This window comes from Aminobacter sp. GW821-FHT11F06 (genome assembly GCF_058808215.1).
In genome coordinates this window covers 207,079-228,871 of record NZ_JBXARL010000004.1, presented here as the reverse complement: position 1 = coordinate 228,871, position 21,793 = coordinate 207,079, and the positions used below count along the sequence as shown (strand labels likewise).

Here is a 21,793-nt window from a genome sequence, read left to right as displayed (position 1 = left end):
CGGGCTCAGTCGGTGGGCGAGGTTTTTTTGGGCGCAACCTCGGTGTCGAGAATCTGCCTGGCCTCGGAAGGCAGCATGACCGGGATGCCGTCACGAACGGGGTAGGCGAGGCGCGCGAGGCGGGACACCAGTTCGCCGCGCTCGGCGTCCCAGGTCAGCGGCCCCTTGGTCAGCGGACAGGCAAGCAATTCGAGCAGCTTGACGTCGATGTCGCGCTTGTTGGCCGTTTCAACCATCGTTGCTCTCCAGCTGGTTCGACCTATTGCAGGCTTGAGCCGAACTCGTCGTTTTCGCGGGCCAGCGCCATTTCGGTGATGGCGATCAGCGTCTCGGCGCGGGTCTTGAGATCGGGCGCTTCGAGCAGCGCCTGTTTTTCGGCCGCACCGTATGGCGCCATCATCGACAATGCGTTGACCAGTATGGCGTTGTCGGCGCGGCTGACACTTTCCCAATCGGCCTCGAGCTCGTTGGCCTGGAGGTAGGTGCGGAAAGCCTTGAGCAGGGCTGGCCGGTCGACTTCCGCGCCGGCCTTGTCCTCGGTGAGGTCGGCTGCAAAAGAGGTGATCTTGCACTGCCTGAACGGCGTCTTGACCACCAGCTCCTGGGCGACGCGGAAGCGGCAGACGCCTTGCAGCGAAACCAGATAACGGCCGTCACCGGTTTCGGCGAGCGAGGTGATGCGGCCGATACAGCCGACCGGGCAAAGCGATGGTTCGCCGTCGGGACGCAGCGTGCCGTCAAGCGAAGGCTGGATCATGCCGATCAGCCGCGATCCGGCCATCGCGTCGTCGATCATCTGGAGATAGCGCGGTTCGAAGATGTTGAGCGGCATGCGCCCACCCGGCAAAAGCAGCGCGCCTGTCAGCGGGAACACTGCCAGCGTCGTCGGCAGGTCGCTGTCGAGCCTGTAATGCGCGTTCCCTGCCTGCATCTTGTCCTCAACTGGCTGCCGCCACTCAATCTGGGGTCGCTGCGGTCAAACGCAAGGCCGCAGCGAGGCTGCTGTTACGAAAACAGCAGCGACGACAGCTTGCGCCGCGTGGCCAGCGTCACCTCGTCGGTGAAGCCCCAGGCCTCGAACAGCTTGAGCAATTGCGCCCTTGCGCCATCATCGTTCCAGGTCCGGTCCGCCCTGACGATGGCAAGCAGGTTGTCGGCCGCCTCTGCGCGCTGGCCCTTGGCGTTCTGGATCATGGCGAGATCAAAACGCGCCTGGTGGTCTCCGGGGTCTTGCGCCAGCTGGCGTTCGAGCTCGGCGGAGTCGCCAAGTTCTGCCGCCGCTTCGGCGAGCGCGATCTTGGCGCGGACCGAAACAAGTGCCGCGGCTGATTTCTTGTCTTCCGGCGCGCGCGCCAGCACCTCGTTTGCGCCCACCGTGTCGCCGGCCTCAAACAGGATATCGGCAAGCGCAGCGATCGCGTCGACATTGTCGGGCGCCTGTTCCAGTACGGCATCATAGATCTGTGCCGCTGTCTGCAGGTCGCCGGCGCCGCGCGCCTCGGCTGCTGCCGCAAGCGCTTCGGCGATCTGCGGCTGGCCGCCATCCTTGCCGGCGATCTTGTCGATGAAATCGCGGATCTGGCTCTCGGGCACGGCGCCCATGAAGCCGTCGACCGGCTGGCCGTTCTTGAAGGCGATGACTGCGGGGATCGACTGGATGCCGAGCTGGCCGGCAATCGCTGGATGATCGTCGATGTTCATCTTGACCAGCTTGACGCGCCCGCCGGCGGACTGGACGACACGCTCGATCACCGGGGTCAGCTGCTTGCACGGGCCGCACCAGGGTGCCCAGAAGTCGACCAGCACCGGCTGGTTGCGCGACTCCTGGATGACGTCTGCGGCAAAGCCGGCGGTCGTCGTCTCCTTGATGAGATCGGCCGCCGGTGCAGCACCATTGGCGGGTGCTGCGCCAAACTGCACGTTGGTGGCGTACTGGCTGCTCATGCCGCCGAAGGGATTGCTTTCGTTGCTCATCTTCACTCTTCCGGTGTGTCGTTCTCGCATGCAGGCCGTTCGGCCAGGCGGCTGTCAGCCAACCATGTGGCGATCAGCCCGAGACTTTCAAGATAACAGCATCGTGGCCGGTTGCCTCGACGAAAAGCAACAGGTCGCTGCTGGAGATGGAGGTCGTCGCCTCATTGGTCAGCGGATGGGCGTTGATCACGGCGTTTTCCATCAGGGCGCTGTCGAGGACCAGCTTCACCTTGCCCGAGGTGTCGTTGATCAGCCCGAAGACGGTGACCGAACCGGGGGCCACGCCAAGCAGTTCCATCAGCGCCTCCGGCTTGCCGAAGGAAACCCGGCTCGACGCGCCGATCTGCTGATGGATCTGCTTGAGGTCGACGCTCGCCTCCTCATCCACGGTGACGAGAAAGAAGTTGTCCTTCTTGTCCTTGAGGAAAAGGTTCTTGGTGTGCCCGCCGGCAATCGCGCCGCGCAGCGCCTGCGAATCGGCGACCGTGTACAACGGCGGGTGATCGTGTGTCTGAACAGTGATGCCAAGGGTGTCGAGGAAGGCCAAAAGCTCGGCCCTGGTCTTGGGATTCGTCGCGCCGGTCATGCAAGCCTTCGCCAAAAATTGCTGGGTGCCACGGTTTATGGGCAAAGCCTGTGGCCAAGACAAGCCCGCCACCTTCATCCACAGGCGCTGCATCCGCAGAAATCCGGGCTTTCGCGAGCATTGGAAAAATAGCGAAAAAAGATCGCGGTTTCCCTGTTGCATTCACCGCGAGGTTCGGCCATATAGGCGCCGTTGCGGCGACGAGCCGTGCGAGCGGGTGTAGCTCAGGGGTAGAGCACAACCTTGCCAAGGTTGGGGTCGAGCGTTCGAATCGCTTCACCCGCTCCAATTTCCTTAAGGGAAATCAACATCCAGAGGCCGCCTTCGGGCGGCCTTTTGCTTTTTGGGCCAGGTCGTCATTTGGTTAACACGCTGGTGGTTATCGCCGGCGCCGCTCGCTCGTTCTCATCCCTCATCGGTTTGTCCGAAACTCACAACTGATTGTCCTCCTGACGACACCTGAAGTGCTCGACCTTCGCCGGCCAATCCTTACTGTCCGATGCAGGGCAAACGATTGCACAAGCGCTGGGCGGAAAATTTGCTTGTCGAGAGGGGCAAGAGAGGATCGACCGGCCAGCAGCATTTGACTTCACATCGGTGCAATCTTTTTGCACTCCGGTGCAGACGGTGCCTTTGCCAGTGCCGATGGCCGCTTCAGGCGGAAAAGGGAGGAACATGCCAAAGCAACATCTGACCAAACGTGCCTTCATGAAGATCGCGGCGGGCAGCGCAGCGACATTGGCGTTTCCGATGCCCGCCATTCGCGCGCAGGACGCCTACAAGCCCGTCAAAATCCGTATCGGCACGGTGCCCTACATCTCCGCCGGTCCTTATTTCATTGCCAAGGCACGCGGCTATTTTGAAAAAGTCGGGATCACCATCGAGGAGAGCATTTTCGTCGACGGCAGTGCCGCCATGCCGATGATCGCCGCCGGCGAACTTGATATCGCGGCTGCCACGGCGGGTGCTGCCTATTTCAACATGATCGCCAAGGGCAATCCGGTGAAGATGTTCCTTAGCGGCCCTCAGGAGACGCCGGGGCTCGGCTCGTTGCCGATCCTGGCGAGCAGGCAGCTGCACGAGGCCGGACTGCGCAGCCTCGCCGATTTTGCGATGCTGAAGGGCACGACCGTGGCGATCGCAGCGGTTGGCTCGATTGCCCAATATCTCTTTTTCAAGGCGCTCGACCGTGTCGGCGTTTCCGACAAGGATGTGGAATGGCGGTGGGGAATGAATGGCCAGACCGCGCTCCAGGTGATGCCGGCGGGCCAGATCGCCGGCGTGCTCCACCCCTTGCCGGGTGCCTACGCCGCCGAGGCCTCCGGCGTTGCCAAGATCGTCGCATGGAGCGACGAGATCGCGCCCGGCGTCCAGCTCTCCTGCGCGGTCGCGACGGAAACCTTCCTGAAGGACAACGCCGACGCCGTGGTCCGCTACAATATGGCGATGTTGCAGGGGCAGCGAGACTATGGCGCCGCCTCCCGGGATGGAAATCCTGAAATCGTCAAGATCATTGCCGACGCCACACGGCTGTCGCCCGAACTCGTCGATTCCACCCGGCCCAGGTGGTCCGGCCTGGCCGAGGACGGCTTGCCAGACATCTCGTCCGTGATGGAGCAGCAGGCATTTTGGCATGAACGCACGACGCTGCTTCGCCAGATGTCCAGTGAGGACCAGATCTTCGATGTCTCAACCGCCAGGCAAGCTCACGCACGGCTTTCAGAAAAGAACCCCTTTCTCTGATATCCAGTGACGTTCGGCCTTTGCGCTGCTCTCAGGCTGAGCGGCAGCATGCCCCTCCTAGTCGAACGCCGCCAGCGCAAGCCTGCCTGGCGGCCGAAAAGTCCCAGCTTCAATCGGAAGACGACAATGAAACGCACCTTACTGAAATGCGGCTGGATTGTTTCGATGGACGAAACGATCGGCGATCTGGAAGGCGGCGAAATCCTGATCGAGGGCGATCGCATCGCCGCGGTCGCCAAGCACCTCGGCGCAACGGCTGACGAGACCATCGACGCCACCGGCATGATCGCCATGCCGGGCCTGGTGAACGCCCATATCCACACCTGGCAGACCGGCTTGCGCGCGATTGGATCTGAGTGGGTCGGCGCGGACTATCACCGCAACATGCACGGCAACATCGCGACGCGTTTCAATGCCGAGGACAATTACCTCGGCAATCTCTTGGGCGCGCTGAACCAGATCGACATGGGCGTCACCACGCTCGTCGATTTCTGCCACAACGTGACCTCCCTCGAAATGGCCGAGCGGGCCGTGGATGGGCTGCGCGACGCTGGCATCCGCGCCGTTTTCCAGCACGGCACCGCCAAGCCGCCTGCTGTATCGGGAGCCCGCCCCTTCTCGGAAGAGCCGCATCCGCGCCAGCGCATCGAGGCCTTGCGCAAGGGGCGTTTTTCAAGCGGGAATGGCCTGGTCTCGCTCGGGATGGCGGTCCTTGGACCGGACTACTCGACCTGGGATGTGACCCGGCACGACTTCCGCCTGGCGCGCGAGCTCGATCTCTATTGCTCCGCCCACGTTTCCGGCGGCGCGGGGCGGCGTATCACGCCTGATGGCTTCATGCGCCTGGCGGACGAAGGCCTGCTCGGAGAGAAATGCAATGTCGTGCATGGCAATCATCTGGGTGACGCGGAACTGAAAGTGCTTGTCGACAATGGCGCTACGGTGACGGCGACCGTGTTGGTGGAGTTGCATGGCAACGCGCTTGATCCACTGATCTACCGGGTCTCCGAGCTGGGCGGCCTGCCTTCGATCGGCGTTGATTCCGAGACGATCGTCTCGGGCGAGATGTTCCGGGAAATGCAGACCGCGCTGCTCTATGCCCGCCATGCCTGGCATCGTTCCGGCGGTACCAGTGCCCGGAGCGCGCCGGCCTCCAGCCGCACCGCCTTGAAATGGGCGACGATCGCCGGGGCCAGGGCGTTCGGACTGGACGACAGGATCGGCACGCTGACACCTGGCAAGCAGGCCGATCTTGTTCTTCTGCGCGCCAGCGATCTGAACCTGGTCCCCGTCAACAGCCCTCTCTACAGCATCGTCGAGCAGGCGCATGGCGGAAACGTGGATACTGTTTTCATCGACGGCGTCGTGCGCAAGCGGGCTGGCAAGCTGCTCTTTCCCGATGATGTTCTGCGTGGACGCCGCGCCGACCTCGCCGCCTCCGCGCAGCGGCTGATGGGCGAAGCGGACTTCACCCCACGGGCCAACTGAGCAAAATCACATTCTTCGGAGCAGAGCAATGAAGCGAACCCTCATCAAGTGCGGATGGCTGGTCTCGATGGACGAGGCCATCGGCGAGTTGAAGGATGCGGAACTCCTGGTCGAGGCTGACCGGATCGTGGCGGTCGGCAAATCCCTGGATGCCGCGTGCGACGATGTCATCGACGCCAGCCGGATGATCGTCATGCCCGGCATGGTCAACGCGCATGTCCACCTGTTCCAGTCGCTGATGCGCAGCCTCGGCTCCGAGTGGCTGAGAGGCGAATATTTTCCTTTGATGTATGCCGATATGTCGACGCGCTTCACGCCCGAAGACAACTACCTCGGCAATCTCCTGGGGGCGCTGAACCAGATCGACATGGGCGTCACGACGCTCGCCGACTATTGCCACAACCTGACGTCGCTGGAGATGGCGGAGCGGTCGCTCGACGGACTGGAGGAATCAGGCGTTCGCGCCATTTTCGTTCACGGCGACGGCGTCGCGCCCATTCACCAGCGCTCATCCGTGCCGCCGGAACAGAGGCTGCATCCGCGCGAGCGGGTCGATGCGCTGCGCAAGCATCGGCTGGCGAGCAACGATGCGCGCGTCACCCTGGGGCTGGGCATTCTCGGTCCCGACTTCGGCACGATCGAGGCGTCCATCGCCAATTACCGCATGGCGCTTGAGTACGACGTATGGATGTCGTCGCATTTCACAAGACCTAGGAGCAAGCGGGTGACGCCGGAAGGATACTGGCGGCTGGCCGAAGAAGGCCTCCTGGCCCGTGGCCAGAACGCCGTTCATTGCAATTTCCTCGAGGAGGACGAATTCAAGCTGCTTGCCGATCATGGCCTCACCTTTACGGCGACATCGCTCGTGGAATTGCACAGCTACGCGGCGCCGACAGTCATCGGCCGTTGCCGCGCCGCCGGGATCACGCCCTCGCTCGGCGTCGACACGGAAATCCTGGCCTCAGGCGGCATGCAGCGCGAAATGCAGGCGGCCCTGATTTTCGAACGCAACAACGAACACCGCTCACGCCGGATGAAGGACGAACCGCCGCACGAACGGATGCCGGTATCCAGTCGTGAAGCACTCCGCTGGGCAACGATCGGTGGCGCCAAGGCGATGGGGCTGGGGGATCGCACCGGTTCGCTGACCCCCGGCAAGAAGGCCGATATCGTGATGCTTCGCGCCGACGATATGAACATCTGGCCGGTTCATGACGCAATCCACGCCATCGTTGAGCAATCGCATCCGGGCAATGTCGACACCGTCATCATCGACGGTGTCCTGCGCAAGCGCGCCGGCAGGCTCCTCTTCGCACAAGATGTGCTTGACCGGCGTCGTCACGAAGTCGCTGCGGCGGCGCGCCGTATCCAGCGGGAGGCAGGTTTCCATCTCGTGCCGGCCTGAACCTGCGCAGTCGCACACGGGCAACTTGGCTCCAACCGGACCAGTGATTTCATGACGGCATGGTGCCGTAGCGCTTGGCGATGCGCACGAGCGTCGCATTGAGGTCTTGAACGATGGGGCGGATATCATTGCGCCGCCACACCAAGGCCGAGGGCGTTGGGGGAAGGTCTATCTCGACGAAGCTGATGCCTGGTGTCGCATAGTAGTTCGCAGCCCGTTTGGTCAGCATGACAAGTCCTTGTCCTGCGCCGACCGCGGAGATCGCCTCGCGAATGGTGCGGACCACAGGTCCCTGGTCAATCGGCCGGCCTTGGGGGGTATGTTTGGGAAAATGAAAATTGTCCCATTCGTCAGGCGTGGATCCCGGCGTTATACGCACCAGTTTTTCTTCGATCAGCCGTTCAGGGTCCAGCAGTGCAAACTGCGTGAAGGGATGATCATGCGGTACGCACAGCATGCGCTGATCGCGCATGACGATTGGGCCGCTGTGCAGTGCATCCGTGCCGAGCGGCAGGCGACAAAATCCCGCATCCACCGTGCCGTCGATCACCGCCGAGAAGTGATTGAAATAGGTCAATTCGACGAATTCGAGTTCGACATCGCGGTGCTTGTCGCCAAACTCCGCAATCAGCGCCGTGTGGAGTTCATAAAAGCCGCCACCTAAAAACCCGATCTTCAGCCGGCGCATCTTGCCGGCAGCCTGGCGCTTGCAATCCTGGTAGGTGGCGCGCAGCGCGATGATGGCGGGCTCGCTGCCACGTTTGAGGTTCTCGCCGAGCGGGGTCAGAGACACACGGCGGCTGGTGCGATCAAAAACCGGTGCTCCTATGGCGCGTTCCAAGGATTTGATCGTTTCCGAGACGGATGACTGGCTCATCGAGAGCCGCTCGGCGGCGCGGCCGAAATGCAATTCCTGGGCGACTGCGAGAAAACATTCGAGCTGACGTAGCTCCATCATAAAACCCACTATTATCAATCGGATAATTATATGGAAACCCTGTGTGGCCGACGAAGCCAGCAGGCATTTTTCCGCCTCGTCAGCGGATGGTGCGCTTGGGCGCGACCATACATCAATCGGAATATACGATCAATCAGGCGTAAAATGCGGCTTGATCGAATGGCGCTGGCCATGAGAGCTGTTCCCGAAATTCGCGGATATGCGCTTTCCTGGGACAGACAACATGCAACAAAGCTCATCGCACGCAGGCGTAAGCCTCAATGGATCGGCAGAGCCAATCGAGTTCGCCGTGGACGGCAGCCTGATACGCGGCACGTTCTACCTGCCTGATGGGCAAGCGAAGTCGCTGCCGGTCGTGGTTCTGGCGCATGGCTGGGGAATGGTGGCTGGCGGCGACCTGGAGGATTATGCGGCGGTCATCGTCAACGCAGGCCTGGCAGCCCTGACCTTCGACTTCCGCAATCTCGGAAAGAGCGAAGGCAGCCCCCGACAGGAGATCGATCCTTACCGCCAGGTCGAAGATTTCCGTGCCGCGATATCCTATGTCCGCACCCGTCCCGAGATCGATCGCGAACGCGTCGGCATCTGGGGATCGAGCTACAGCGGCGGCCATGCGCTCTACGTGGCGGCGGTCGACAAGCGGGTGAAATGTGTCGTCAGCCAGGTGCCGACCATCAGCGGCTTCAAGGCGGCACAGCGCCGTGCGAGCGGCGAGAAGGCGGCGCGGCTGCGCGCGGCTTTCGAGGCTGATCGCGAAGCACGCTTTGCAGGTGCCGCCCCCGCCACGATCCGCACGGTCGACAAGGATCCGACCGCCGCGGTGGCGTATCCGGAAGCGGATTCCTACAACTATATGAGCACCGAGGCCGCGCGTTGCCCGAGCTGGGTGAACGAAATCACGCTTCGCTCGCTGGAACTGGCGCGCACCTACGAGCCCGGCGTCTACATCAAGCGCATCGCGCCGACGCCCTTGCTGCTGATCGCCGCCGACAACGACGCGCTGACGCCCACCGACCTGCAGCAGGATGCCTTCAGCGAGGCCCATCATCCAAAGAAACTGATGCTGGTGCAGGGCGGCCACTACGCCGTCTATCGCGAGCATTTCGACAAGACGAGCACGGCGGCGGCGGAGTGGTTTTCCGAGCATCTGCTTTAAGCGCGACGCCAGATATTTTTCGAGGGAGGAATTTCGATGACACAAATAACCGACCGGCAGCAGCGGCTGAAGTCGCTGAGGGCCGTTTCCATCGGCAATGCGCTCGAATGGTTCGACTGGACACTTTACGGGATCTTTTCCGTATACCTTGCCATGAATCTCTTCGACAATTCGGACAGGGCGTCGGCCTTGCTCGCCACATTGGCGGTCTTCGCCGGCGGCTTTATTGCCCGGCCCGTCGGTGGCTGGGTCTTCGGGGCCATCGGCGACCGCTACGGCCGAAAACTCACACTCATCATGACCATGAGCCTGCTGGCGCTGACCAGTCTCGGCATCGCCCTGATACCGTCCTACCAGCAGATCGGTGTCGGTGCGTCCGTACTGCTTTTTGTCGTCCGGCTGCTGCAGGGACTGGCGCATGGCGGTGAATCGGGCGTGGCTTTTGCCTATGTCGCGGAGATCGCTCCGAAGGAACGCCGCGGGTTCTGGTCAAGCAGCGTCTTCGTCAGCGTCACCATCGGCGTGATGGCTGCAACGGCGCTCGCGGCGCTGCTGACCAGCGTGCTCGGCACCGAGGCGATGGAAAGCTGGGGTTGGCGGGCAGGTTTTGCCGTTGGAGCGCTTCTGGGCGTGTATGCCTTGTTCCTGCGCCGTAGCGCTGCGGAATCTTCGGTCTTCGAAGAAAATGCCGCCGCCGAAGCCAGGCATATCAAGGTCGAGATCACCGGATGGCAGGCCGCAAGGATCGCCCTCAACATCGTGATGCTTGGCGCTGCGTCCAACGCCGCCTACTACACATGGGTGACATTTGCGCCTGCAACGGCGATCGCCACCCATGGCATGGATCCTTCGGGCGCCTACTTCGCCTCCCTGTTGGCGCAGATCGTCTGTGTCTTGTGGCTGCCGGTGTGCGGGTTGCTTTCCGATCGCTTCGGCCGCAAGCCGATGGTGATGGCGTGGGGGCTGTCGGTCATCGTCTTTACGATCCCGATCTCCCAGGTCGTCACGGACCAGCCGTGGACCCTGTTTGTCGCCCAGTTGATGGGGCTCGGCTCGTGGGCACTGCTTGCCGCCATCTTCCCCGCCCTGCTCGCCGAACAGGTGCCGACACATGCGCGCGCTCGCGGCGTCGGGTTCGTGTCCTCGCTGTCCGTCGCCATCTTCGGTGGCACAGCTCCCTATCTCAACACCTGGCTCAACTCGATAGGCTTCGGCCACGTCTACATGGGCTACATCATGGTGCTGGGATTGGTCGCCTGTGTCGCATCCCTGATGATCCGCGAGACTGCCGGTGTCGACCTCAATGACATCACCGTTCCCGGCCTGCGCAAAGGCGCTCCCCTGCCGAGCGGATCCGGCTTGATGCCGGATAGCGCCAGAAAACGCGCCTGAAGCATCCGAGGTCCCGACACGCGCCGGGACCTCGCCCAAACACCTATCCTCGCGAGACCAGCATGCCTTGCCGGGTTTGGCCGGGCGCGTCGCCGCGCGGAAATATTGGCAAAAACACAGGACTATTCACTGATGAACACCACCACGTTTTCTGATCTCGCCGGCAAGGTCGCTGTCGTCACCGGCGCCAATGGCGGCATAGGTCGCAGCACCGTCGAGTCGTTGGCAGCCCAGGGAGTGCGTGTCGTCATGACCGACATGCACAAGCCCGACACTGTGCCCGACAACACCGAATTCCTGGCGCTTGATGTCACGGATGTGACGGCTGTCCGCGCTCTGGTCGAAGATGTGGCCGCGCGCTATGGCCAACTGGACATCTGGGTCAACAACGCCGGCATGCTGAAGCGGTGCGACTCTTTGGAACTGGAGCTGGAGGACTGGCTCAAGACCATCGCGGTCAATCTGCAGGGTACGTTTTTTGGCGCGCAGGCGGCTGCCCGGCAGATGGCGAAGCAGGGCAGTGGCTCGATCATCAACCTTTCCAGCTATGCCGGCATCAAGGCCCGTCCGAACTGCGCCGACTATGCCTCCGCCAAGGCCGGTGTTGCCCATCTGACGCAATGCCTGGCGCTCGAATGGGGCCATCTGGGTATTCGCGTCAACGCGATCGCGCCAGGCTTCATCGAGACTCCGATGAGCAGCTGGATGCATGGCGATCCGGCAACCTACCAGGCCTATCTGGCGAAAATCCCAGCAGGCAGGCTCGGCGAGCCGCAAGAGATCGCGAACACGGTGCTCTACCTTTCATCGACCGTGTCGTCTTACGTCACCGGCCACGTCATCGCTGTCGATGGCGGAGCCTCCAAGGCTTGATGATCCAGAGGAGCGATTTGATGCAGGAATATTGGACTGGCAAAGCTGCCGTCGTCAGCGGAGGCGCGCGCGGGCAAGGGGCAGCCGAGGTCATCCGGCTGCTGCGTGCCGGCGCGACCGTCTACGCGCTCGATGTGCTTCCGGAAACCGACGAAAGCTGGAGTGAATTGCGGGCCGCAACCGCTGAGTGGCAGGACCGGCTGGTTGTCGAACAGGCTGATGTGGCCCAGGCCGAAAGCTGGGCCAGACTTGCCGCGCGCATCGAAGCGGACGGCGTTGAGCTTTACGGGCTCGTCAACAATGCCGGCATCACTTTGCGCAAGACGTTGACCCAGACCACACCGGAGGAATGGGACCGGCTGATCGGCATCAATCTCAACGGCGCGTTCCTAGCCATAAGGGCCCTGGCGCCCTTGATGCAGCGCGGCGGCTCGATCGTGAACATCTCGTCGACCGCAGGGCTGATCGGCTATTTCAGCGCGGCATATTGCGCCAGCAAATGGGGCCTGCTTGGGCTGACCCGCGCGGCAGCGCTGGAACTGGCGGACCGTGGCATCCGGGTCAATTCCATCTGCCCCGGATTGGTGGAAACGCCGATGACCATGCGCCCGAACGCTGAACACGATGCCGAGCGTGCCAAGCAGTTCTACGAAGGCAACCGCGAGGCGACCTTGCTGTCGCGCGGCGCCGATCCTGATGAAATTGCCGCAGCGGTGCTATTCCTGCTTGGACCGGAGGCATCGTTCATTACCGGCGCGGACCTGCCGGTCGATGGCGGCATGACCGGCGGCGGCATCTATTGGCGCATAGGCAAGGCCACCGGAAACCTTTGACAGGGGGACGGAGCGGTCGTGGCGATTTGCCCGGTGGCGCCATGTGTCGTCATCGGGGGACGCGGCGGCGCTGCCTTGCGCCATTTTCCACTTCAACGGACAATGTGTGGCCGCGGCCATCGCCGGACCGGCATTTGGCCGTCTGCATTTTCTGCCGAAGAGACCCTCGTCCTCCGAGCACGCGGCACGGGTGCGGTTCGGCGCGCGTGCGATCATATGGAACCGGCCTGCGACGGCGCGCGAATCGCGCGCATTGATCAATTTCGCACTTTGAGGGATAGTTAGGCAGCGTTGCGTGGAGCCTTGGGCCTATGCGTACACCGGTTGCCAACCAGATCAGGAAGCGCAGAGCCGTTGCCGATGCGCTTGGCCGGCACAAGGTTTTTGTCAGTTCCAGGCTGTTTCGCGGCGACGGGCAGACAGTTTCCCGCGTGCTGGTTTCCGGTCAGTATTACGACGTCAACGACGCCTTGCTCGACAGGCTGATGGCCGGTGCGACCCCCACAGAGCTGGAACTGGAGCCCGCGCCTGACGACGTGGCGCGTTAGGCCGGGATGGCGGCGGAAAAGCTTCGCAGCTACCGGCAAAAGCGCGATTTCACCAAGACGCGCGAGCCGCGCGGCGTCGAGCAGGCCGACGAAGGCAACCGCTTTGTCGTGCACAAGCATCATGCCACCGCCGACCACTACGATCTGCGCCTCGAACTCGACGGCGTGCTGAAGAGCTGGGCTGTGCCGCGCGGGCCCTCGCTCAACCCTGCGGACAAGCGGTTGGCCGTCGAGACCGAGGACCACCCGCTTGATTACATCGACTTCGAGGGCCTGATCCCTGAAGGCGAATATGGCGGCGGGCCGATGATCGTGTGGGATGCCGGCGTGTGGGCGCCGATGGAGGATGCCCGGACGTCGCTTGAGAAGGGCGCCTTCAAGTTCCGGCTGTGGGGCGAAAAGCTCAAGGGCGGCTGGATGCTGGCGCGGCTGAAGCCGAAACCCGGCGACGACAAGCGCAACTGGCTGCTGTTCAAGGAGCATGATCCTGCTGCCGACGAGAGCGTCGATATTCTCGAAGCGCGGCCCGAAAGCGTGAAGTCAGGACGTCGCATCGAGGAACTGGCTGCACCAGCGAAAAGGCCGCCTTCGAAACCTGGTGATCTCAAGCCCGGCAAATTGGCCGGTGCCGCAAGGGGGCCTATGCCGGCGCGGATCGAACCGCAGCTCGCGACCGCCACGCCGAAGCCGCCATCGGAAAAAGGGTGGCTGCACGAGATCAAGTTCGACGGCTATCGCACCATGGTGCATCTGACTGAGGGGACAGCGAAGCTGATCACCCGCAGCGGCATCGACTGGACGAAACGCTACGGCCAGCTGGCGTCGGCCTTTCGCGGCCTGCCTTGCAACGACGCCGTCATCGATGGCGAGATCGTCGTGCTCGACGACAAGGGCATCAGCCGTTTTGCCGCGCTGCAGGACGCGCTTGCCAGCGGACACGACGAGCTTTTGGTGTTTTACGCCTTCGATCTTGTCCACCTCAACGGGTGGGACCTGAGCAAGGTTACGCTCGACAAGCGCAAGGGCATGCTGGAGCAGCTGCTCGCCGGCCATGTCCACGCGCAATCGGCACTTCAGCTCAGCGACCACGTCGAGGGCGACGGCCAGGGGCTCTATGACCAGGCAACCGATATGGGGCTTGAAGGCATCGTGTCGAAACGGATTTCGGCGCACTACACCTCCGGGCGCTCGCATAGCTGGACCAAGACCAAGGCGCTGGAGCGGGGCGATTTCTACATTGCGGGCTACACAACATCGGAAGCGGCCGAGGGGCTGGCGGCACTTGCGCTTGGCGAATGGGTCGATGGCGAGCTGCACTATCGCGGCAAGGTGGGAACCGGCTTCGACGCTGAGACGTTGGTGACATTGCTGCACCGGCTGGAAGGTCTGCGCGAGGGCGCGGCAAAGCTCGATGGAGCGCCAAAGGAGGTCATCCCTGTGCGGCCCGTGCTCAATGCCCGCATCCACTACGCCAATCGCACCACCGACAATGCCTTGCGTCACGCGGTGTTCAAGGGCCTGCGCGAGGCCGAGCTTTCGGAAGCGCCGCAGGCGCCGCGCAAGCGGCTGATCACCGATGCCGACCTTGCCGCCATTTCGATCACCAATCCGACACGCCGGGTTTTGGGAAAGTCCGGACCGACCAAGCTCGATATCGCAGTCTATTATGCCGCCGTCGGCGATTTCATGCTGCCGCATATCATGGGTCGGCCGGTTTCGCTGTTTCGCTGTCCGACCGGCCAACCGAAGGACTGCTTCTTTCAACGCCATGCCTTCAAGGGCATGCCGGCAACCATTGCTTCTTTCGACACAAAGAACTCGGACGACGAGGTTAAGACCTACATTTCGGTCGAAGATGCCAAGGGCTATCTGGCGCTGGCTCAGTTCGGCGTTGTCGAGTTCCATGTCTGGGGTGCGCTTCGCAAGCGCCTGGACAAGCCGGACCGGATCGTCTTCGACCTCGATCCGGGCGAAGGCATCGGCTGGCGCGAGGTTGTCGAGGCGGCCGTGCATGTCCGCGACGAGCTCACCAAGATGGGGTTGGTGCCGTTCGTCAAGACGTCTGGCGGCAGCGGCATCCATGTTGTCGTGCCGACGACGGGCAAGCTCGGCTGGAAGCCATTCCATCAGGCAAGCAGCCTGATTTCGTCGCAAATTGCGGCGACCGCGCCGCAGACTTTCACCACCGTGATGGGCAAGGACAACCGCAAGAAGCGTATCTTCATCGATTTCCATCGCAATGCCCGCAGCGCCACGGCGGCGGCACCCTACAGCCTTCGCGCCCGCACCAACATGCCGGCGTCGACCCCGCTCAGTTGGTCGGATCTCGAGTCCATCGACGCTCCCGCCGATTTGAACTATTCTTCGCTTCCCGGACTTGTGGCCAAGTCAGGCGATCCTTGGGCGGATATTGCTGATCATGCCCGGGACTTGCCGGCTGAGGTCATCGCCAAGAGTAAGTCTTGACCAAGAGTATGTCTTGAATTGTGTCGCGTAGGAGACAAGCATGGCACCAAGGGCAAGTTGGAAGGGATATCTGAAGCTCAGCCTGGTCAGCTGCCCGGTACGGCTGTACCCGGCGACCAGCACGAGCGAGCGCATCAGCTTCAATCAGCTGCACAAGGACACGCATAACCGGATCAACATGAAACCAGTCGATCCGGAGCTTGGCCTTGTCGAGCGCTCCGATCTCGTCAAGGGCTACGAATACGAAGACAAGAGATATGTTGTCATCGACGAAGCCGACATCGACAGCGTCAAGATCGAATCCAACCACACGATGAATATCGAAGCCTTCGTCGATGAGGATTCCGTCGACGTGATCTACCAGGACGCGCCCTATTACCTGGCGCCCGATGGCGCGATGGCCGAAGAGACGTTTTCGGTGCTGCGCGAGGCGCTGCGCAAGTCGGGCAAGCTCGCCATCGCCCGCCTCGTGCTGTCGAGCCGTGAACGGGTGGTGACCATCGGGGCACGCGAAAACGGCATGTTTGTCTGCACGCTGCGCAACCCGAGCGAAGTGCGGGGCACGGCTGAATATTTCGGCAACATCCCCGCCGGCAATCCCGATCCCGAAATGCTTGAACTCGCCGAGGCGCTGATCAAGCAGAAGCTGACGACGTTCGATCCGAAGAACTACGAGGACCGCTACGAGATCGCCTTGATGAAGATGATCAAGGAGAAGCTGAAGGGGCACAAGCCGATCATCGCGGCGGCACCCGAACGCGGCAATGTCATCAACCTGATGGATGCGCTGAAGGCCAGCCTTGGCCAGGCCAAGCCGCCGGCCAAGAGCAAGACCAAGGCCGAACCGGCCGAGAAGCCGGCGGCCAAGCTGACCGCCGTTGCCGGCGGCAAGGCGGCGAAGAGCAAGAAGTGACGGAGGTTGCCGGGAAAATCTTTGGCCTGGTTGGTGCGCTCGCCGCTTTTCCGAGGCGGCTCGGTGTGCGTGAGGTCGCTCGCCAAGGCGGCGAGTTGCAGCACGGCGTCACGCGACGCACGACGCATGTCGTGCTCGGCCGGACATTGCTCGGCAAGTTCGACGAGGCCCAGCTGGAGGCCCGGATCAATGCGGCATCGGCCTCGGGACGTCCGGTGCTCAGCGAGAACGGCTTCCTGCGGATGCTCGACCTGCTGGACGGGGTCGAGGGTGCCGAGATGACCAGGCTGTCGCTGATCGAGCAGTCGCGCATCGCACCGCGCGCCTTCGACTTCCTGTCGCTGTTCGACGCCTTTGAAAGCGATCATGAGCCCTATGCGTTTCGCGATCTGATCCTCGCCCGGAAATATGCCGGGCTGCTGGCTGGAGGCGCGACGTGGAGCGCCATCGCCAGGTCGGTTCGCCGCTCGGGTGCCGTGGCCTCGCTGAGCGCCATGTCGCTGCATGCCGACGGCAAGGACACGATCTACGCGCGCCTCGGTGCGGATCTTGCCGAACTGGACGGACAGCGGCTGTTGCCGCTCGAACGAACCAGCGATGCGGAGATCGAAGACATGTTCACACGTGCCGAAGAAGCGGAGGAGGGTGGTCGCTACGTCGAGGCCGCGGCACTTTATGCGCGCTGCCTGGCTGCCGATCCGAGCGACAGTGTCGCTGCGTTCAACCGGGCAAACAGTTTGCGCGCGGCAGGCCACAATCAGGAAGCAATGCAGACTTACCTCAGGGCGATCAAGCTCGACCCGAAATTCGTCGAGGCCTGGTTCAACCTCGCCGGCCTGTTTTCAGCTGAAGGCAAGGCGCATACGGCGCGGCGGCATCTCAAGAAAGCGGTGGCGCTCGACCCGTCTTATGCGGATGCCGTGTTCAATCTCGCCAACCTCGAATATGAGGCCGGCGACCTTGCCGAAGCGCGGCGCTGGTGGTCGCTCTACCTCGAACTCGACGCCACCTCGGAATGGGCGAAGACCGCCGCCAAGGGCATCCAGTATGCCGACCTCCACCTCAGGGAACGAACGGCAAGCTAGATGGGCGTGAACTTTCTATTCGACGGTTCCGAAGATGCACCGGTCACCGTTATGTTGGCCCATGGTGCGGGCGCGCCGATGGATTCGGCGTCGATGACGGCGACGACCACAGCACTTGCGGATGCCGGCTTTCGCGTGGCCCGGTTCGAATTCGGCTACATGGCGGCGCGGCGCACCGAAGCCGGACGCAAGCCGCCGCCACGGGCGGAGACGTTGAACCCCGAATATAAGCAAGCGATCGAGCAACTCGGCGCCAAGGGTGCGCTGATCATCGGCGGCAAATCGATGGGCGGGCGCGTTGCCAGCATGGTCGCCGACGAGCTGTTTGCCTCGGGCAGGATCGTCGGACTGCTGTGCCTGGGCTATCCGTTCCATCCGCCGGCCAAGCCCGCGCAGCTGCGCACAAGGCATCTTGCAGCGCTCAAGACGCCGACGCTGATCGTGCAAGGCACGCGCGACGAGTTCGGCACGCTGGAGGAGGTTCCCAACTATGAACTGTCGGACAGCATCGAGCTGCTGTGGCTCGAAGATGGCGACCATGATCTCAAGCCGCGCAAGAGCATCTCGGGTTTCTCGGCCGCCGACCATCTGAAGACGCTGGGCGATGCCGTTTCGGACTGGGCCGCGCGGCTCGCCTGATCGGATGAAGATCGCCACCTTCAACATCAACAACGTCAACCGCCGGCTCGAAAACCTGCTGGCGTGGCTGAAGGAAGCTAAACCCGACGTGGTGTGCCTTCAGGAGTTGAAGGCGGCTGACAGGCAGTTGCCGCGTTCGGCCATCGAGGCGGCCGGTTATGGCGCGGTGTGGCTGGGACAGTCGACCTGGAACGGCGTGGCGATCCTTGCGCGCGACACCGAGCCGATCCCGACGCGGATGGAATTGCCTGGCGATCCGAGTGACGGCCAAAGCCGCTACGTCGAGGCGGCGGTCAATGGCGTGCTGATCGCCTCGCTCTATGCGCCGAACGGCAACCCGCAGCCGGGGCCGAAATTCGACTACAAGCTGGCCTGGCACGCGCGGCTCAACGCGCATGCGGCGACGCTTTTGGCGGCCGACGTTCCCGCCGTCCTGGCCGGCGACTTCAACATCGCGCCGGAGCCAAGAGACGTCTATCCGACCAAATCTTATGACGGCAATGCGCTGGTTCAGCCCGAGAGCCGCACCGCATTCCAGCAACTGCTGGACCAGGGCTGGACCGACGCCATCCGCAAGACATTTCCCACCGAGACTGTCTACACCTTCTGGGACTACCGGCGGAACCGGTGGCCGCGCGACGCCGGCCTCAGGCTCGACCACCTGCTTTTGAGCAAGAAGATGGCCAAGCGCCTGACCGGTGCGGGCGTGGATCGCGAGGTGCGTGGCCGCGACGATGCGAGCGACCACGCCCCGGTGTGGATCAGCGCGAAATAGGACGGTTCAGTTCACCGCATGGTGTTCAGTTGACGTGCTGCAGCGCCGGGGCTTTCCATTTGCCGTCCAGCGCCTCCGGTTTCGGCCAATAAAGCCGCATCACCGCGAAGAACGGGCCTTTTGGCGTCGGCAGCCAGTTGCTTTCCTTGTCGGCGCCCGGGGAGGCGTTTTGGATGTACAGCGTGACACCGCCGTCGGCGTCCTTCTTGAGGTTGGGCAGCATCGGCGAATTGATCAGGTAGCGGTTGAGCGGATTGGCTGAGAGGAGGCTGGACGGCAACTCATAAAGTGTGAGCGACCAGAAGGCGTTGACCGGTGGCAGCTCGTTGGCACCGAAGCGAAGCGTGTATCGGTTGGCGCCGCTTGTCGGCTTGCCATCCGCGTCGGTGAAATAGGCTGGATAGATCGCCTCGTCCTTCGAATTGCCGTAGATGCCGAGCACCGCACCCGACATCCGCGCCATGTAGTCGCCATGCAGGAATTCCCGGGTTCCGAAAGCATCGGCGCTGGACTCCTTGCCGGTGTCGAGCTGCGTCGCCTTGTGTTCCTTGAACGCCGCCCAGGCATCGGCCATGCCGTCGGTGATCGCCTTTTGTGTCTCGGGGGGAAACGCCTTGAAATCGAAGGTCTTGTCCCCACCGATGTCGAGCTTGGCGAAGCGCGCCATAATGTCGGTTTCGGCAGGGTTCGTCGGCGCGAACTGCAAGACGAAATTCAGGGCGTTGAAGAACTCCGGCGAGGTCTTCTCCTCCTCGACGGCAAGCGGCTTGATGAAGTCGATGGCCGGTGCGGCTGCCGGCGCTGGCAGGCCGAGGAACTTCGACAGCGGCTCGATCTTGTAGTCGGCCTGGATTTTCTTGACGTTGTCGATGTCGCCGGGATTGAACAGCTGCGTGCGGTAGATGACGAAAGCGAACTCGGTTTCAGACCGGATCACGCTCTTGATGCCAGGAGGTGTTTCGCCTTTCCAGTTCGGGCCGGCCAGCAGGAAGCTGCCTGCATCGCTGCCTGTGGCGCGGCTGCCGACATAGGCAAAATTGAAGGTGTACTGGTCGATGAACTGGAGCGAGTAGTAGCGCTCCTTGTCGATGGCAGGCACGGTAAGTACCAGAGGCTCCGCTCTCAGATCCGCGCCCAGGAATGAATAGGGCGTGTCCGAGTTGGGCGTCTGGATCGCCTTGTCGTCGGGGGTGTAGACCCGGGCAATATTGTTGAGCGTGTTCCACGGCGCCTTGAATTCGGGGCCGCTGGTGTCGACGAAATAGGAATGCTGGATGCGGTAATTGTCGACCAGCGGGAAGCCGTAGATGGTGGCTTCCTTGGCGATGGCGCGCGCCTCTTCCGGAGCGAGGGACTGCGCGTGAACCGCTGCGGGGCTGGCGGCGGCGATGGCGGCCAGACCTGCGGCGAAGAGCCGGGCACGCGCCCAATCGCCAATCCTGGAACGAGAGCGCCGAGCAAGCGCACTTTCAGTTGGAGTGCACGATCTCATGATGTCTCCGCAAGATGTTATAGCACTGCGTTGGTAACACGGCCCCGAACTGCTCGCCAGCCAAGACGGTTGGGCCGGTGTCTGCTTCTCACTCTTGAGTATTCATTCGTCGCTCCATGGTTAGCGTATCCTTGCGCGTCAAACAAAACGGGCGGCGCACGAGGCGCCGCCCGGATTGTCCGCTCGTTGTCTTGGCGTCAGTTGGCTGCCGGCATCTTGCAATCGGCGGCGTAGCTGTCGCTGTGCGCGGTCAGCACCTTGGAGTCGGTCTTGAGCACCATCTTGCCGTCTGCGCCCTTCTCCGCCCGGAGCGAATACCAATCCTGCACCGGATGCTGGTTGGGACCGAGCTTGAACGAGCCGCGTACCGAAGGGATTTCCGAGGTCAGCAACGCCTTGCGGAAGGCAGGCAGGTCGTCGACGCCCGATTTTTCGAGGCCCGTGCCGATCAGCAGTGCTGCGTCATAGCCTTGCGCGGCGTAGTAGGTGATCGGACGGTCGCCGAACTTGGCGCGCCATGCCTCGACAAAGGCCTTGTTGACCGGATTGTCGAAATCGTCGTTCCAGTGGCTGGTGACCTTGACGCCGGCGGCCGCGTCGCCGACAGCCTGGACGATGACCTGGTCGAGCGAGGCCGGATGGACGACCATCGGGATCTCCTTGAGCAGGCCGGCCTGCTGGTACTGGCGCATGAAGGCGATGCCGAGGCCGCCGGGCTCGAACTCATAGACGACGTCGGGCTTGGCGGCGCGGATCTGCGCCATCTCGGCGGCGAAATCGGTCTGGTCGAGGCCGGTATAGGTCTCACCGACAACCTCGCCCTTGTAGAAGCGCTTGAAGGCGCCCATCGTTTCCTTGCCGGCCTGGTAGTTCGGCGCGATCAGGAAGGCCTTCTTGTAGCCGAGTGACTGGGCGAGCGCGCCAGCGCTTTCGCCCTGGCTGTCGTCCTGCCAGGAGCTGACGAAATAATTGGGGTGGCATTCCTTGCCGGCAAAGGTTGCGGAGGCCGTGTTGGCGCTGACATAGATGGCGTCGGCGTCCAGAATGTCGGGCAGGGCGGCGAAAGCGACATTGGCGAAGACCATGCCGGTGAACAGCTTGATGCCCTGCTCGGACAACATCTTGTCGGCGATCTGCTTGGCGTTGCCGGGCTTCAGCGAGTCGTCTTCGACCACCAGTTCGACAGACTTGCCGCCGAGCTGGCCCTTGTTGGCGTCGATGGCAAGCTGGAAGCCGTCGCGGATGTCCTGGCCGAGATAGCCGGCCGGACCCGAAAGCGTGGTGATCATGCCGATCTTGAGCGGGTCTTCAGCGTAGGCCGCACTTACAGTCAGCGCCAGAAATGCAGCCGACAAAATTCCCTTGAAATGCATCAGGTCAGTCCCTCCCGGTGAATGTTCCCTGACCGGTCCGGTGCGGCTGCCGCGTCTATCGATCACGGTTTTGCGCAGCACCTTTGCGGCCAGC

20 protein-coding genes and 1 tRNA gene are annotated in these 21,793 nt (G+C 62.6%); 14 read left to right on the top strand and 7 right to left on the bottom strand.

The window, feature by feature from the left end:
* Nucleotides 1-5 precede the first annotated feature (5 nt).
* The 4 genes from AC1RTB_RS12520 to AC1RTB_RS12505 form a co-directional block, all read right to left on the bottom strand.
* Nucleotides 6-236, bottom strand: a complete 231-nt coding sequence (locus tag AC1RTB_RS12520) for a Trm112 family protein (protein WP_492878619.1) — start codon at nucleotides 234-236, stop codon at nucleotides 6-8.
* Nucleotides 237-259: 23 nt separating this feature from the next.
* Nucleotides 260-931 (bottom strand): LON peptidase substrate-binding domain-containing protein, encoded by a 672-nt coding sequence (locus AC1RTB_RS12515; RefSeq protein WP_492878621.1) that lies wholly within the window; start codon nucleotides 929-931, stop codon nucleotides 260-262.
* A 74-nt stretch (nucleotides 932-1,005) separates the two neighbouring features.
* Nucleotides 1,006-1,974 carry a thioredoxin gene (trxA, locus tag AC1RTB_RS12510; protein ID WP_492878623.1) on the bottom strand — a complete coding sequence of 323 codons (969 nt, stop codon included), beginning with the start codon at nucleotides 1,972-1,974 and terminating at the stop codon, nucleotides 1,006-1,008.
* Between the two features lie 73 nt (nucleotides 1,975-2,047).
* A complete protein-coding gene (locus tag AC1RTB_RS12505; protein WP_492878624.1) occupies nucleotides 2,048-2,560 on the bottom strand; it encodes a prolyl-tRNA synthetase associated domain-containing protein in 513 nt (170 codons plus the stop codon).
* A gap of 213 nt (nucleotides 2,561-2,773) precedes the next feature.
* Here AC1RTB_RS12505 and AC1RTB_RS12500 point away from each other — a divergent pair.
* The 4 genes from AC1RTB_RS12500 (at nucleotide 2,774) to AC1RTB_RS12485 (ending at nucleotide 7,196) form a co-directional block, all read left to right on the top strand.
* Nucleotides 2,774-2,848: transfer RNA gene (locus tag AC1RTB_RS12500), tRNA-Gly, on the top strand.
* A 387-nt stretch (nucleotides 2,849-3,235) separates the two neighbouring features.
* The gene (locus tag AC1RTB_RS12495) at nucleotides 3,236-4,303 is read left to right on the top strand and encodes an ABC transporter substrate-binding protein (protein ID WP_492878625.1); all 1,068 of its coding nucleotides are present in this window, start codon (nucleotides 3,236-3,238) and stop codon (nucleotides 4,301-4,303) included.
* 126 nt (nucleotides 4,304-4,429) lie between these two features.
* Entirely contained in the window at nucleotides 4,430-5,791 is a 1,362-nt protein-coding gene (locus tag AC1RTB_RS12490) for an amidohydrolase family protein (protein ID WP_492878626.1), read from the top strand.
* Nucleotides 5,792-5,819: 28 nt separating this feature from the next.
* Entirely contained in the window at nucleotides 5,820-7,196 is a 1,377-nt protein-coding gene (locus AC1RTB_RS12485) for an amidohydrolase family protein (protein ID WP_492878627.1), read from the top strand.
* A gap of 49 nt (nucleotides 7,197-7,245) precedes the next feature.
* Here AC1RTB_RS12485 and AC1RTB_RS12480 read toward each other — a convergent pair whose 3' ends face one another.
* On the bottom strand, nucleotides 7,246-8,154 hold the full coding sequence (locus AC1RTB_RS12480; RefSeq protein ID WP_492878629.1) for a LysR family transcriptional regulator: 909 nt from the start codon (nucleotides 8,152-8,154) through the stop codon (nucleotides 7,246-7,248).
* Nucleotides 8,155-8,377: 223 nt separating this feature from the next.
* Here AC1RTB_RS12480 and AC1RTB_RS12475 point away from each other — a divergent pair, with 223 nt between their 5' ends.
* The 10 genes from AC1RTB_RS12475 to AC1RTB_RS12430 all read left to right on the top strand — a co-directional run bounded on the left by AC1RTB_RS12475 (nucleotide 8,378) and on the right by AC1RTB_RS12430 (nucleotide 18,834).
* Nucleotides 8,378-9,310: an alpha/beta hydrolase gene (locus AC1RTB_RS12475; protein ID WP_492878631.1), complete on the top strand. Its 933-nt coding sequence runs from the start codon at nucleotides 8,378-8,380 to the stop codon at nucleotides 9,308-9,310.
* Nucleotides 9,311-9,346: 36 nt separating this feature from the next.
* Nucleotides 9,347-10,702, top strand: coding sequence for an MFS transporter (locus AC1RTB_RS12470; RefSeq protein WP_492878633.1), 1,356 nt, complete (start codon nucleotides 9,347-9,349; stop codon nucleotides 10,700-10,702).
* Between the two features lie 132 nt (nucleotides 10,703-10,834).
* Nucleotides 10,835-11,575, top strand: a complete 741-nt coding sequence (locus AC1RTB_RS12465) for an SDR family NAD(P)-dependent oxidoreductase (protein ID WP_492878635.1) — start codon at nucleotides 10,835-10,837, stop codon at nucleotides 11,573-11,575.
* A 20-nt stretch (nucleotides 11,576-11,595) separates the two neighbouring features.
* Nucleotides 11,596-12,408: an SDR family NAD(P)-dependent oxidoreductase gene (locus tag AC1RTB_RS12460; RefSeq protein ID WP_492878636.1), complete on the top strand. Its 813-nt coding sequence runs from the start codon at nucleotides 11,596-11,598 to the stop codon at nucleotides 12,406-12,408.
* Nucleotides 12,409-12,719: 311 nt separating this feature from the next.
* Complete coding sequence (locus AC1RTB_RS12455) at nucleotides 12,720-12,956, top strand: hypothetical protein (protein WP_492878638.1); 237 nt, start codon at nucleotides 12,720-12,722, stop codon at nucleotides 12,954-12,956.
* A gap of 6 nt (nucleotides 12,957-12,962) precedes the next feature.
* Nucleotides 12,963-15,422 carry a DNA ligase D gene (ligD, locus tag AC1RTB_RS12450; RefSeq protein WP_492878639.1) on the top strand — a complete coding sequence of 820 codons (2,460 nt, stop codon included), beginning with the start codon at nucleotides 12,963-12,965 and terminating at the stop codon, nucleotides 15,420-15,422.
* Between the two features lie 40 nt (nucleotides 15,423-15,462).
* The gene (ku, locus tag AC1RTB_RS12445) at nucleotides 15,463-16,335 is read left to right on the top strand and encodes a non-homologous end joining protein Ku (protein WP_492878641.1); all 873 of its coding nucleotides are present in this window, start codon (nucleotides 15,463-15,465) and stop codon (nucleotides 16,333-16,335) included.
* Nucleotides 16,332-17,420 carry a tetratricopeptide repeat protein gene (locus AC1RTB_RS12440; RefSeq protein WP_492878643.1) on the top strand — a complete coding sequence of 363 codons (1,089 nt, stop codon included), beginning with the start codon at nucleotides 16,332-16,334 and terminating at the stop codon, nucleotides 17,418-17,420. Before ku ends, AC1RTB_RS12440 begins: the two co-directional genes overlap by 4 nt.
* Entirely contained in the window at nucleotides 17,421-18,059 is a 639-nt protein-coding gene (locus AC1RTB_RS12435; RefSeq protein WP_492878645.1) for an alpha/beta hydrolase family protein, read from the top strand. It begins immediately after the preceding gene.
* Between the two features lie 4 nt (nucleotides 18,060-18,063).
* Entirely contained in the window at nucleotides 18,064-18,834 is a 771-nt protein-coding gene (locus AC1RTB_RS12430) for an exodeoxyribonuclease III (RefSeq protein WP_492879020.1), read from the top strand.
* A gap of 25 nt (nucleotides 18,835-18,859) precedes the next feature.
* On the opposite strand, the gene AC1RTB_RS12425 is transcribed toward AC1RTB_RS12430, so the two are convergent.
* Entirely contained in the window at nucleotides 18,860-20,326 is a 1,467-nt protein-coding gene (locus AC1RTB_RS12425) for a DUF1254 domain-containing protein (protein ID WP_492878646.1), read from the bottom strand.
* A gap of 197 nt (nucleotides 20,327-20,523) precedes the next feature.
* Complete coding sequence (locus AC1RTB_RS12420) at nucleotides 20,524-21,699, bottom strand: ABC transporter substrate-binding protein (RefSeq protein WP_492878648.1); 1,176 nt, start codon at nucleotides 21,697-21,699, stop codon at nucleotides 20,524-20,526.
* Nucleotides 21,700-21,793 lie beyond the last annotated feature (94 nt).